9 protein-coding genes and 1 pseudogene are annotated in these 13,059 nt (G+C 45.2%); 7 read left to right on the forward strand and 3 right to left on the reverse strand.

Going from position 1 to position 13,059, the window contains the following annotated elements:
• Positions 1-7: 7 nt before the first annotated feature.
• Positions 8-1,918 carry a cyanophycin synthetase gene (locus tag D0A34_16245; protein ID UNU20216.1) on the reverse strand — a complete coding sequence of 637 codons (1,911 nt, stop codon included), beginning with the start codon at positions 1,916-1,918 and terminating at the stop codon, positions 8-10.
• Between the two features lie 348 nt (positions 1,919-2,266).
• Here D0A34_16245 and D0A34_16250 point away from each other — a divergent pair, with 348 nt between their 5' ends.
• Entirely contained in the window at positions 2,267-2,464 is a 198-nt protein-coding gene (locus D0A34_16250) for a hypothetical protein (protein ID UNU20217.1), read from the forward strand.
• Positions 2,465-3,004: 540 nt separating this feature from the next.
• Positions 3,005-3,850 (forward strand): cyanophycinase, encoded by an 846-nt coding sequence (locus D0A34_16255; GenBank protein UNU20218.1) that lies wholly within the window; start codon positions 3,005-3,007, stop codon positions 3,848-3,850.
• 160 nt (positions 3,851-4,010) lie between these two features.
• Here D0A34_16255 and D0A34_16260 read toward each other — a convergent pair whose 3' ends face one another.
• Positions 4,011-4,259 carry a hypothetical protein gene (locus D0A34_16260; GenBank protein ID UNU20219.1) on the reverse strand — a complete coding sequence of 83 codons (249 nt, stop codon included), beginning with the start codon at positions 4,257-4,259 and terminating at the stop codon, positions 4,011-4,013.
• A gap of 840 nt (positions 4,260-5,099) precedes the next feature.
• On the opposite strand from D0A34_16260, the pseudogene D0A34_16265 reads away from it, so the two are divergent.
• The 3 genes and pseudogenes from D0A34_16265 (at position 5,100) to D0A34_16275 (ending at position 7,950) form a co-directional block, all read left to right on the forward strand.
• Positions 5,100-6,808: pseudogene (locus D0A34_16265) on the forward strand (alpha-amylase).
• Positions 6,809-7,043: 235 nt separating this feature from the next.
• The gene (locus D0A34_16270; protein ID UNU20220.1) at positions 7,044-7,421 is read left to right on the forward strand and encodes a BON domain-containing protein; all 378 of its coding nucleotides are present in this window, start codon (positions 7,044-7,046) and stop codon (positions 7,419-7,421) included.
• 112 nt (positions 7,422-7,533) lie between these two features.
• The gene (locus D0A34_16275) at positions 7,534-7,950 is read left to right on the forward strand and encodes a DUF2294 domain-containing protein (GenBank protein UNU20221.1); all 417 of its coding nucleotides are present in this window, start codon (positions 7,534-7,536) and stop codon (positions 7,948-7,950) included.
• Here D0A34_16275 and D0A34_16280 read toward each other — a convergent pair.
• Positions 7,919-8,377: a response regulator gene (locus D0A34_16280; protein ID UNU20222.1), complete on the reverse strand. Its 459-nt coding sequence runs from the start codon at positions 8,375-8,377 to the stop codon at positions 7,919-7,921. The genes D0A34_16275 and D0A34_16280 overlap by 32 nt on opposite strands.
• A 547-nt stretch (positions 8,378-8,924) precedes the next feature.
• Here D0A34_16280 and D0A34_16285 point away from each other — a divergent pair.
• Positions 8,925-9,728 (forward strand): DUF2267 domain-containing protein, encoded by an 804-nt coding sequence (locus tag D0A34_16285; GenBank protein ID UNU20223.1) that lies wholly within the window; start codon positions 8,925-8,927, stop codon positions 9,726-9,728.
• A gap of 402 nt (positions 9,729-10,130) precedes the next feature.
• Positions 10,131-12,791 (forward strand): EAL domain-containing protein, encoded by a 2,661-nt coding sequence (locus D0A34_16290; protein ID UNU20224.1) that lies wholly within the window; start codon positions 10,131-10,133, stop codon positions 12,789-12,791.
• Positions 12,792-13,059: the final 268 nt, after the last annotated feature.

Here is a 13,059-nt window from a genome sequence, read left to right on the forward strand (position 1 = left end):
GAACAGCTCACAAAACAGTCCCTATTTCCTTCAAATAAACCCGTGTGAACGGTTCATCATCTCCCAGAGTATACTGTTCGATCAACCCTTGGCGGCGAAGAGAAATACTATTTCCTTCTCTCACCACAACAGTATCGTGATCAGTGCTTTCTCTGATCAACATCATCTCCGTTTCTCCCGGATTGTCCAGCACCACCATATTGCTCCCCCCATAAAACATTCCCTCAGCTTCCAAAATATTTGCGGGATATTCAGCAATTAACAAATCGAGCTTGGGATTCCGCAGCAAACTTTGCACGTTAAGATTGTAATTCTTATGCAAAACTTTTTCAGAACGGTTAACAAAAAGTCCCCCGCGGCAAACAGCACCGATCGTCCAATCGGGATGCTGCAAAAGAATGTGGTCGATTGTTTCTTGCAGATCGTGCACCGAAATTCGGTTGAAAGTAATAATCGGAATTCGGGCGGATTTTCCAGAGTCAAAGAAAGTTTCGATAATATGCGACGGCACATCAACCCCTTCTCCGACAGCCGGGTTAAGGTGCATAAAAATTCCCGGCGCGGCATTGATTTCGAGAATCCCAAAATTGCCGGTTTTCCAAGATTTGGCGAGAGTTTCTGTGATCACATCAACCCCCAAACAAGTTAACCGAAAATGTAGGGCTATATCTTGAGCTAAAACAATGTTATCCGGGTGAATAGTGTGGGTAGCATCGATGCTGACGCCGCCTGCGGAAAGATTGGCGACTTTGCGTAGATACACAATGCGATCGCGCTCTAGGACACTATCCAATGACAGCCCTTGTTCTGCCAGATACATTTCCATCGCTTCGTCGGACTGAATTTTGCTCAGGGCCGAAGTTGGCGTATCCAAACGTTCTGGTTTGCGGTTTTCACGGCGGATCAATTCGCGAACTGTTGAGTCGCCGTCCCCTGTTACCCAAGCGGGTCGGCGTTCAGTGGCAGAAACAAATTTGCCGTCAACGCACAACAGCCTAAAATCAGATCCTTTGATGCTGTTTTCCACAATTACTCGCACCGATTCTGTTTCGGGAATTGCCTTAACAGATCTTTTAAAAGCGGCCTGCAATTCCTCAGCATCTCGGATATCTGCTGTGACGCCAATTCCTTTATGACCGACTACTGGTTTGACAGCAACTGGATAGCCAATGTCTCTAGCAACTGTCAGAGCTCCGTTTTCTGTGGAGACGATATCGCCTTTGGGAACAGGAAATCCTAATGTAGCGAGAAAAGCTTTACAATCGTCTTTGCGCGTGGTAAAATCTGAGTCTAAATGGCTGTCAGAATCAAACGTAGTTGCAGAGCCGCGCACGAGTTTTTTGCCGTAACCGTATTGCATCAATCCTTCATCCCACAAATAAAATACGGGAATGCCTTTTTGAGATGCCGCTCGCATTAACGAATAAACTGTCGGGCCTCCGTAAACTGACTGCCGGAACATATTTTGCAGCGCCCCGATTTGTGCTTCCAAGGGAAAGTCTTGATTTTGATTGATGGCTTCAAACCAATCCCAAACGGCGTAAACTACGGATCTGGCGGTGCGGGCGTGAAGTGCTTCTATGCTAATTCTGTTAAACTGAGAAAACGCCTGGATGTTCCAGTTGTGGAAGTGCAAACCCATGTCGAGTTTGGCTACTTCTGAGGCGGTACGGCCGAAGAGTTGGGCGTGGTTCGAGAAAGTTTCGTGCAGGAGTTGCGGGTAGCGATGGCCAATAATTTCCTGGTAATGTGCGATCGGCAAAGGTTCGCTCGCGCCCGTCAACGCTAAATCGAAAACTAAAGCTGCTGTGTCTAAATAAGGGTTTGGCCCCATATAGTGTTTGAAGTTGAACACATCAAAAACATCTGTTTTTCGAGCATTGACGCGGGCTGTTTCGGTGCTTTTTTCTTGCAGCATTTTATAACCTCCTTTGAGCTAATTTTTAAAGTTAACTTTATAGTCGGTGCGTGGGATACTACCTGCGGGCATAGATATTATTGCACTGCTCAGTTGAGACAAATACTCCGGCCAATTCTGCCTTCGGCATTCCGGAAGAGGAGGAGAGTAAAAAAATATTTCTTCTTCCTTCAATATCTGACTAAAGGTTCATGACTAAGCACTAATAACTAAGCACTAATAACTAAGCACTAATAACTAAGGACTACTTTCTTCCCGCTTTAAAATAAAATCTATAACTTTAGAGAGGTACAGGGCCCAGTTATAATTGTTTATGACAGTGAAAGAAAATGTAAGAGGCAGCAAATTATGAAAATCGCACAAACTGCTCTCAGGGACAAAGTTCACCACTTAGCCGAGGAAGCCTTTCACCGGAAGCTAATTTCTGGCTACGGCGACGGTCAAAACAGCAACGAATATCAGATTGTCTGGAACGGCAAACCCAGACACCTGCCTTTAGAGCGGGCGAGTACCATATTGAGCAATTTGATCGAGCGATCGCACTAACGGGCGATCGGACTAATTGAGGACTGACGCTCATCAATCTGATTTCTACGAGCAATCAGAGGAGGATTAGCGAAGAATCTGGTCAGAAACCGGATTGATCGCCCCCCGCGCGTCAGCCTGGTAATTTAAGCTCATTTTTTGACCCCTCCTATCTCCTGTTAGGGGGGGTAAGTTTTTTGTGTCGATCATCGAGGATGAGTTAAATAGATAGTCCTAGACGCAGAAACCGGTTCTTTTTACCAGTCGCGGACGCAAAAGCTCTGTCAAAAACCGGGGTTTCGGAGTTAAGTTTATCCGTTAAAACGTAGAATTTTCGTTCATATTCCCGGTTTCTTTAGTCTAGTGCCTCCAAGACTGTTTACAAAACCATCGTTACAGCCCGGGGCAAGAGTAAAAAACAACCAGAACGCTTGAGCTGTGTGCCTGCTGGAGGGGTAGAAGTCTGAGATGTTTTTGGTATCTATATATACCTTTGGGCAGTTCTCGGAAAAAGGAATTTTGTGTTTTAGTGAAACTTAATAAATTAAAAGTGGAGATAATATGGCGGGCCAGGAAACTCAGGGAAAGTTGCTAATAATTGGTGGCGCGGAAGACAAAGAGGGGGACTGCAAAATTCTGCGGGAATTCTTGCGGTGCGCCGGAGGGACTAAAGCGCACATTGTTGTCATGACTGCTGCGACAAGCCTACCGGGAGAAGTAGGAGATAATTACATCCGAGTGTTTGAGCGACTCGGCGCTGAAGATGTGCGAGTGGTTGACACCCAGACACCCGAAGATGCCAAAAATCCAGATTATTTAGAAGCGATCGAACAAGCGACTGGCATATTCTTTACCGGCGGAGATCAAGCGCGGATTATTAGCTGCTTGAAAGACACCAAACTCGACGCAGCTATGCACAAACGCTACTCTGAAGGGATTATCATTGGCGGCACCAGTGCCGGCGCGGCGATGATGCCAGACATGATGATTATTGAAGGAGACTCGGAGACAAATCCCCGCGTTGATGTGGTAGCAATGGGTCCGGGAATGGGTTTCCTTCCGAATGTTGTCATCGACCAGCATTTCGCCCAACGAGGTCGTCTGGGACGCTTAGTTACCGCACTCTTGCTGCAACCTGCTGTGTTGGGATTTGGTATTGACGAAAATACAGCTATTTTAGTCAGCGGCGACGAGTTGGAAGTCATTGGCGAAAACGCTGTAACTGTCATCGACGAGTCGGAAAAACTCCACGACAATATAGATGGACGGTTGAAGGATGAGGGTTTGGCGATTTGCGGGGCCAAGTTGCACATCCTCCCCCACGGATATCGGTTTAACTTGAAAACTCGCCAGCCGGTGTATGATAGCGCAGCAACAACAGCAGATAGACAAAGGCAGCTCGCCTAATTTACTTGCAACTGGCAAACATCTCAAAAGTATGTAGGGTGTGGAGTACACACCTTACCGCTGCAACGAAGTAGGATGGTTAAAAACCCAGTTTCTGCGTCCCGAACCAATAAAAGAAGAGATAAAATTCTCTTCTTTTATTGCTGCGGTTTCGGATTTTTTAAGCACTTTTCTGTTGGCCAAAAATCGACTGCTGCCCTTCTTCAGTCGATATTAAATTCCACCCTTGAACTCTCAGCTTCTGATATGTTGCCCATCCCTTAGAACCGCCCGGTTCCCGGTAATCGGATACAGCAAACTGCGGAAAAGCTGTATAAGGCCGCCACCCTTGACGGGCTTCAGTGCGCAAGTGCAATATCTTTTCTCCATTGCGTCCCAATCTGGGCAACCAACACATTTGTTTTAGCATTTTTAACACTCCAGAGTTTTACAGTAACGGTAATTCGCCAACATCCCACATTAAACTTTTAGAGCCTTAGAGCCACTGCTCGGAATATCTAACGGGTAACAGGGACGAATGAGATTTTCACCAATTACCAATTACTGAGATAGCAGCAGTCGTTAAAGCTGATTTTGGTTCTACAAAGTTTGCCAGTCAAAAACTATAAAACAAGTGGTGCCAAGACATAAGCAAAAATAATCATTGCTATTCTCGGCTCAAACTTGGCTTAAAGTCGCAGGAAAACCCAGTGGAATAAAGGATTCATTTTTCTGGTTTCCCTTGCCTTATAATTACAAGCTCATCCTCGCGGTTTCCGCCTAAAATGACATCTTTCTACGGTATTACCCCTGCCGGATAAAAAATGTTTGTTTAGTTACAAATGTTAAATATTAACCACGATTTATTTAGTTATCAAAAGTTAAATTACTTTTCATACAATACTTCGGACAGTTTTGGATAGCCAACCGTAGAATAAGGGTTTCAAGGCTCCAATGCCTGTTCGCTACCAACGGAAAATCTAGGGTTTCAGACTACGAAATCCAAACAGTCCGGACTATTGTTCATAAATAGCACTTAATAATTTTTAGTTACTTTAACTACATTTTTGATTAAAAGCAGGTTTCCGGGTGCCTAGGGCGCACCTTACTCAATCGCTAGGTTTCGCACTACTAAATCCTCCGGCTGCGCCCCCAAGTACCTTACAACTTAAGAGTGAGAGGTTTAACTCTTAAGAACGATGGCGACAGATTTGCAAAATGGTAAAAATCAATACTTATCACACTTATAAGTTCTGAAAACAAGGCATTCATGGCCGCTGCAATTGAATTCAACCTCTTCGCTCCCAACAACAAAGCAGCTACACTGCTCGGCTCCTTTTCCCAATGGGCAGAAATTCCCTTAGAAAAAGATGACAATGGTTATTTCCGCACTAACATTAAGTTAGAAGACGGTATTTATCAATACAAATTCCGAGTTCAATCGCAAAGTCCATGTTTTGAACCGGACGAATGGGTAGAAGTCAATGACCCCTAAGCGACTGAAATTGAGCGCACTACTAATACAAGTACAGTTCGCATCAAAGCAGGCGCGCGAATTATTGATACCTATGTTTGGCAGCACGACGACAAAGAACTCCCAAATAATGAAGAATTAGTCGTTTACGAAATGCACGTTACTGATTTTTCCGGGCGGGATGGTTGCGAAAGTGGCCGTAAATTCCAGCAGGTGAGGGAGAAATTAGATTATCTGTGCGATTTGGGGATAAATGCGATCGCACTAATGCCAGTTAATGAATATCCGGGCGATTATAGCTGGGGCTACAAAGTCCGCGATTTCTTTGCCGTAGAGTCCAGTTACGGCGCAACCGCAGATTTGAAGCAATTGATGGACGAGTGCCACTGACGGGGCATTCGGGTGATTCTGGACGGGATTTATAACCACTGCGATGAAGAATGTCCCTAATTGCTCATCGATCGCAATTATTGGTACTACCGCGACAAACACTATCCCGAAGATCCGGCTAACTACTGGGGCCCGGAGTTTAACTACGAAAACTTCGACCCAAAACTCGGCATTCGTCCCGCTTGGAAATTCATCGGCGATGTCGTTAATTTCTGGATTCAAGAATATCATATCGACGGCATTCGCTAGGATGCCGTGCGGCAGTTGGACAATCGAGATTTTCTACACGGGCTAACTCGTTAAGCGAAAAAAACCGCCGACAAAAAGCCATTTTACAACATAGCAGAACACATTCCCGAACTTCCCGAACTCGTCGCTGCGGACGGGCCGATGGATGGCTGCTGGCACGAAAGTTTTCGCATTTTTGCCATAGAAAATCTCGCGGGGATACTTTCGATATCGAAAAGCTCAAGCAAGTTTTAGAACTCAAACAACAAGGCTATCAAAAGGTAACTAATGTTATCAATTATTTAGCCAGTCACGACCGATCCCACTTGCTGGCGGAAGAAAGCTTTCGGACTCTCGACCCAGAAGCGGCTTTTAAACCCGCTAAATTGGCAGCAGTTTTGTTAGTCACAGCAGTAGGAATACCGATGCTGTGGATGGGCGAAGAATTTGGACAATCCACTCGGCAAACTCCCAACCAGCCGAATAAACTGCAATGGTCTTTGTTGAAAAACCAGCCAAATCATGAGTTGTTGGAATACTACAAACACGTGATTCTCCTGCGGTAAAAAGTTCCGGCACTTTATACCGAAAATATTGAATTTATCCACGAAAATCCGGAAACCAAAGTGCTGGCTTACTCGCGCTGGAGCGATGAGGGAACGCGAGCAGTAGTTGTCGCCAATTTTTCGGATACTTATCTATCTGGTAACAGCATTCTTAAGTTTCCGGCTGCGGAAACTTGGCACGAGTGGATGTACAACAAAATCGTAGAAGTTGGGGAAGAAGGGTTTAAGTTTGATTTGCCGGAATGGTCAGCCCAAGTATTTGTTTTAGAGCAGGAGAATTATGTCTCCAGGCAGATGAGCGGCGGAGTTGTACAACAGTAAATTGTATTTAAGACGGGCGCACCAAACTCAACAAACCGGGTTTTTCTGCCTAGGTGGATGGCTGTAACGATACTTTTTTGTAAAAAAACTCGGTTCCTGCATCCAAGAGTGCGATCGTAATTCCTGGTATTGAGAATAACAATTACAGGGCGACTTGCCAACCGTGAATTAACACGTCAATTAACACGTCAATTAACACGTCAATTAACACAAACTTTGTCGGAGGACAAACTCTATGGGCTGGCTAAAAAGATTGTTTGGTTTAGAAAAACTTGAAAATCAAGAAACTGTTGAGGCTCCTGCTTACCAAGCACCTGTAGCTGAAGCTCAAGCTCAAGCTCAGTCTGGTGGGAGCGCTCAGACAATCCCGCCGGAACGCATGGGATTGAATGGAGAATACGATCAAAGCGGTTTAGCTAAACGGGTGGCTCAGGCTTTTGATGCAAATCCAGATGTTGCGGATATTGAGACTGTTTATGTGGCTCAACTTGGCACTACTGTGGTTCTCAAAGGTACAGTTCCCAGTCAGGAAATTGTCAACAAGTTGGTGACAATTGCTAAAGGCGTTAAGGGTGCAACTGGGGTGGAAACTAATGAAGTTACTGTCGGCTAACGCGACGGTTATTTCTAACAGTTAGCAGTTAGGAGTTAACAGTTAACTTAACTGCTAACTGTTAACTGCTAACAGTCTTTTTTATTTATCTATCATGGTGTCAATAAAAAATATGACAGGGGAAACCTTAGGACCTACTCGGGGGAAATTAGAACGGACTCTTTCGCAGGGAATTCAAGCTTTGTACCGTTCTCAACTCGGACACCCAACGAGTCAGGCGCTCTGCAATCTTTTGGATAACAAATTGATAATTGTTGTCGAAAATGGGCTTACTCAACCCGAAAAACTGCTGGCCCAGAATGGTCAGCAAGATTTGGCCTTGCAGGTGCGGACACAATTAGAATCACTTCTGGAATTGCCACTGAAAGAATTAATCCAAAAGGTTTTGGGCGTGGGAGTCATTGATTTGCTCCGCGATGCGACCTTGGAGACTGGCCGCACTGGAACGATCGCGATTTTGGCCTCTGCACCTCAAGTTCGTGATTCTAATTATAAATCTAAAACTCAACCAAAAGCATTTGAGAGTTGAGGTGCTGGCGGATAATTCTTTCTAAATCTTTGATGTTAAAAGGTTTGGAAAGGTATTCCACGCAGCCGGCTTGGAGAATTCGAGCGCGGTCTTCTGGTTTTGCTAGTGCTGTGACAGCAACAATCGGAATATCTTTGAGCTCGGGGTTCTGTTGAATCCGTTTTACTACTTCCATACCGTCTATATCCGGCAAGCAAATGTCGAGTACGATTAGGTCGGGAGGTCGATCGACTGCTGCTGAAATAGCTGCATACCCGTCAACGGCTCCCATGCACTCGCAGCCGAATAAATCGAGTATTTGTGCCAGCAGCTCTAAGTTGTCGTGATTGTCGTCTACAGCCAACACTAAGGGACGCTGGTCTAGCGCCTGTTGACCGCTATTTACAAACGAGGATTCCAATTTATTGTTCCAGTGAGGGTAGTTCATAAATGCTGATCGAAATGATCAAAAAAGTTGCCCCCGAGGCATTCTTCAAGTGGCGCTGCGGCACTTGAGACAGATTGGCTCGTATTTGTAGCTTTCCGATGACCAGTTTTTGGTCTAATCCGATACCATATCGCTACAAGCTGCGGGCAAAACGACCACAGTTGATAACCCCATAGCATCTGTTTAATTCTACCTCTCCTAGCGCCAATTACCAACTGAGGCGCTCTTGGTGCGTCAGCCTTGGTAAAAATACGCAATAAATACGAAAAATCTTACCAATAAAGCACCCTCGCTTAATAGCATTCAATAGTGGCGACAGCTTTTTAGGATATTAACCAGATTAGACATGGGTTCCCATAGACGGATCTACCTAAAGGAAGATTCTAGCGGACACTTAAGTTTCCTAACTTCCATCTGCTGAGAGATACTTGATTACTCTACTTTATACTTCAATGTTTTTAAGTAGTAATCATCACCATTTAAGCCAGTAAAAAAATTCAGTTTTTACATGAGCTTTATTTACCGGATATTAACCTAGGAGGTTTTAATGACAATTCCAATCAGAGACGACCTGACTTACATTTTGCTGAAAAAGATTGGCAGCGGCAACGCCAAGGGAGAGTCGGAAATTAGGAATGCAGCGGAAGAATATGTCGGTCACAATGTGGCGGAAGCGGAATTGCTCGGTCATTTGGACTACCTCAACCAAAGAGAATTTATCAAAGCGGACTTTAGTGGAGAACCTTACGGAGGAGCTGAGTTAGTGCCGCCTTTAGTGGCATTTCAACAAGCTGAGTTAACAGAAAAAGGCCGCAAACTGTTACAAAAAATGGAAACGAATCCTCCGACTTCGCTCCACCACAAAGGATCGGCAGTTCCTATCGCTTCAAAGGATATGCCGTTTTTGGAAAAAGTGTTGGTAAACGGTCACTTGGAGGATATTTTTGATGCCAGGGACATTACCGAAGTAGTGTACCGGGTCATGCGCGACGTGATGACAAAAGATGCCATCGAGCACGTGGAATCTGAATTGCACAAAGAAGTTTTGCCTACGGATGACAAAACCCTGCAACAAGAAATAGCAGACCTCTGGAAAGATACAAATCCGCTGGTGGGATTGCTCAGCCGCATACGTCAGCCTTTGACCGGCCCGCCTGCACCTGCGGGGATCGATGGCAATTTGTTTGCACGGAGGGTGGAACTAGAAGGCTCACTTCCTTCAGGAGTAAAACCGGAAACTGCGATCGCGGCTGTATTTTCGGCAACGAAGGATGAGCTGTCCAAGGAGCGAATTGACGAAATAGCTGGCTTTTTGCCGGACAGAATTCGGGAAATGTGGGAGGCGGCTTAACGCCCTATTTCCGGGTATAAATACTTACAAGCCGGGTTGACGACCCAGCATTCTGCGCTCTTGAGCCAGAATGCTGGTTTATCAGCCCGGTTTCTCTATATCTCTTGCCTTGTAAGTCTGCAATTGTTTTGTAGTAAGAACTTGAGCCCTGATCAAACTCGATCGAACTTTCGTCCTCACTAATGGTCAGCTCGCTCTTTCTTTACCTTGTAAATGCGGTGAAAAACCCGGTTTATCACCCAAATTTGTCGGAAAACCAGAAATATCCCCAGAAACGGAGTTTCTAGCTGTTGGGTTGAGTCAAGCCCCTAGACAGAGGCAAAGTGTTGTAATGTATAATACAGGGCAACTTAAGACGGTGGCTCGCAAAAATGCTGTCAACAGCCCGGGAGATCAAAAGGCATGACCCGCACCAAAGCTAGACAAATGTCACGATCGACTTTAGAACAAGAGATTTTACTCAATCGAATTACCAATCGCATCCGCAACTCTTTAGAACTCCAAGAGATTTTAACGACAACAGCCCGAGAAATCCGCAGCTTTTTAGAGAGCGATCGAGTAAAAGTTTATCGCTTTGAGGCCGACGGTAGCGGTGAGGTCATTGCTGAGTCGATCAACGGCGACTATTTGCCCTCTATGCTGGGTTTGCGCTTTCCACCAGGCGACATTCCCCAGAGTGCTCGGGAAATGTTTCTCAAAGCGCGGCAGCGAGTGATTGTAGATGTGGAATTGAAGCATCAAACAATTAATCGGTTAGATTGTCCCGACACCGGCAAAACTTTAGCAGTTGAAGATATTACCTATCGTCCTGTAGACCCCTGTCACGCTGAATATCTGAAGGCTATGGGGGCACGTTCTTCTCTGACGGTGCCGATTGTGCATCAAAATCAGCTTTGGGGGCTGTTGGTGTCTCACCACAGCCAACCAAAACGGTTTAGCGATCGAGAATTAAAAATGGTGCAGTTGCTTGTGGATCAGCTTTCAATTGCGATCGCCCAATCTTTTCTACTTAGTCAAGCTAAACAGCAAGCGCGTGACGAAGCCGTTATCAACCAAATTACCAGTTTGCTGCATTCTCCTCTGGAACTCAACGAAATTCGGAAAGCAGTTCTCGAACAAACAGTCAAGCATTTGCATGGTTCAGGAGGACGACTCTACCTTGCAGCCGAGTTTGGCGATCGGCCGGCTTTGCTTTATACCTGTGGCCAGCAGCCCCCGGACATCGACCTTGAACTCAGCCCGTTTTGGCAGCAGATTATGGGGAGGGCAAACCAAGACGATCAAGCACAAACTGATAATCATACTACCCAATTAGGTATTTTTGAAAATCTATATTCCCAGCATTACACTTCAATTGACACCAATATTTCCAGTTTTCTCGTACCGCACTTGTACGCAATTTCCGATATTTCTAAAGAACCTCAACTTAAATCTGTATCTGCCAATTTAGTCGCAGCTTCCATTCGATCATTTTTGGCAGTACCGCTGCAATACCGCCAACAGTGCATCGGCTGTCTCACCGTTTTTCGCAGCCCTATACAAACCGAAATTTTGTGGGCGGGCCGTTGCAGTTCGGACGCCCGGAACGATCGTCCCCGACAGTCCTTTGCAGCTTGGAAAGAAATCAAAACAGGCGAAGCTCAAAAGTGGACCAGCGAAGAACAGAAGTTAGCACAATCTTTAGGAACTCACCTGTACATGGCTGCAATGCAGAGGCGCGTCGAGGCGATGATCCGACATCAAGCTTCTCACGATCCCTTAACCGGTTTACCTAATAGATTACTGTTTAATGAAAGGCTGTCTTTAGCTTTAGCTAGCGCTCACCAAAATGGAGAAATGCTGGCGGTAATCTTTCTAGATTTAGATAGATTTAAAAATGTTAACGATACTCTCGGTCACCCAGTGGGCGATTTGTTGCTGCAAAGTGTATCTCGGCGTTTAACTCACTGTTTGCGCGTGGGGGATTCGATGGCTCGTTGGGGCGGAGATGAATTTACTGTGCTGCTGTACAATATCAACAGCCCAGAGGACGCAACTAAAATTTGCCAGCTAATTATCCAGAGTTTAAGCAGTCCTTTTGATTTTGAGGATCGGGAACTTTATATTAAGGCTAGCTTGGGAATTGCTTTGGCTCCTTATGACGGAGAAGATGCAGAAACTTTGCTAAAAAATGCTGATGCTGCGATGTACAAAGCTAAACAGAAAGGTCGCAATAATTATCAGTTTTACACGCAGGCGATCGGCAGTAAAGTCTCCGAAGAGCTTAACTTAGAAAATTATCTTTACACAGCTCTAAAAAAATCCGAGTTTGTCCTGCACTATCAACCGCAAATAAACTTAAAGACTGGTAAAATAGTCGGCATGGAAGCTCTGATTCGCTGGGAGCATCCCGAACGCGGTTTGATTTCTCCCGATCGATTTATTCCCTTAGCTGAGGAAACAGGATTAATCTGCCAAATTGACGAATGGGTGATGCGGACTGCTTGCGTGCAAAATCGAGCGTGGCAGTTACTGGGATTGCCGCCGATGCGGATAGCGGTGAATTTATCAGCCCGCCAGTTTCTGCAACCTCACACGGTACAAATCATTGCTGAAATTTTATCAGAAACCAAGTTAAATCCAGAGTATTTAGAAATAGAAATTACCGAGAGCATTGCCATGACAGATGTGAGCTTTACGGTGTCGGTATTGCAGCAGTTGCAGGACATGGGAATTCACATATCTCTGGACGATTTTGGCACCGGTTATTCTTCGCTGTGGTCTCTGAAAAACTTTCCCCTCAATAATTTAAAAATAGACAAATCTTTCGTAGCCGATTTGGTGACTGGCAGCAGCGGTGCTACTATTGTGAAACTGGCGATCGCCTTGGGACAGGGCCTGAATTTACAGGTGATTGCTGAGGGAGTGGAAACAGCAGAACAGTTGGCGTTTTTGCAATCGCATCACTGCGATATGGGTCAGGGTTACTTCTTTAGCAAACCCATACCGGCGGCGGCTATAACCCAATTGTGCTTAGAAAATCAATCTGGGGAAATAATATCAATTCCGGTTGCACCGGAATGATTGTTGACTGTTGACTGTTGACTGTTGAGTGTTGAGTGTTGACTGTTGAGTGTTGACTGTTGACGGGCGGGTCGAAAAACTGAATGGTTGAGTGTTAACTGTTGACTCGGTTTTATTATTCCGATGCAACCGGAAACGATATGAATTAGATTGGAGCCTGTCAAATAACCCTTATAAGTTTGTAGTGAGACATCTGTTCTCGGAGTTTGGGGGAATTAAGAAAAAACTCAAGTTCTTACTACAAAATATTTTTTCGGCTTGGTAGTAA

The organism is Microcoleus vaginatus PCC 9802 (assembly GCA_022701275.1).
GTDB lineage: Bacteria > Cyanobacteriota > Cyanobacteriia > Cyanobacteriales > Microcoleaceae > Microcoleus > Microcoleus vaginatus_A.

Coding starts and splice junctions, on each gene's coding strand:
- D0A34_16245 (UNU20216.1), bottom strand. CDS start 1,918: ATGCTGCAAGAAAAAAGCACCGAAACAGCCCGCGTCAATGCTCGAAAA.
- D0A34_16250 (UNU20217.1), top strand. CDS start 2,267: ATGAAAATCGCACAAACTGCTCTCAGGGACAAAGTTCACCACTTAGCC.
- D0A34_16255 (UNU20218.1), top strand. CDS start 3,005: ATGGCGGGCCAGGAAACTCAGGGAAAGTTGCTAATAATTGGTGGCGCG.
- D0A34_16260 (UNU20219.1), bottom strand. CDS start 4,259: ATGCTAAAACAAATGTGTTGGTTGCCCAGATTGGGACGCAATGGAGAA.
- D0A34_16270 (UNU20220.1), top strand. CDS start 7,044: ATGGGCTGGCTAAAAAGATTGTTTGGTTTAGAAAAACTTGAAAATCAA.
- D0A34_16275 (UNU20221.1), top strand. CDS start 7,534: ATGACAGGGGAAACCTTAGGACCTACTCGGGGGAAATTAGAACGGACT.
- D0A34_16280 (UNU20222.1), bottom strand. CDS start 8,377: ATGAACTACCCTCACTGGAACAATAAATTGGAATCCTCGTTTGTAAAT.
- D0A34_16285 (UNU20223.1), top strand. CDS start 8,925: ATGACAATTCCAATCAGAGACGACCTGACTTACATTTTGCTGAAAAAG.
- D0A34_16290 (UNU20224.1), top strand. CDS start 10,131: ATGACCCGCACCAAAGCTAGACAAATGTCACGATCGACTTTAGAACAA.